This window comes from Patiriisocius sp. 208BN25-11, assembly GCF_058147145.1.
Genome location: NZ_JBYVJY010000184.1, coordinates 1 through 229, shown reverse-complemented (window position 1 = coordinate 229; position 229 = coordinate 1). Strand labels below are relative to the sequence as shown.

Sequence of the window (229 nt, the reverse complement as noted above, 5' to 3'; positions counted from 1 at the left end):
CGCCATGGACATTGTGGTAGACTCTGTTTCTGTAGCAACAACAGTTAAAGACACACTTGCTAAGAAAGGAATTATTTTTATGAGTATTTCTGAAGCTAGTAAAGAGCACCCAGAACTTGTGAAAAAACACCTAGGTACTGTGGTACTGACAAAAGATAATTTCTACGCAGCCTTAAACAGTGCTGTTTGTAGTGATGGATCTGTCTGTTACATCCCAAAAGGAGTGCGA

Annotated in this window: 1 pseudogene; it reads left to right on the top strand. The window is 39.7% G+C overall.

Annotation, left to right across the window (positions count from 1 at the left end):
* Window positions 1–229: pseudogene (locus ACY2RS_RS16055) on the top strand (Fe-S cluster assembly protein SufB); the annotation flags it as partial.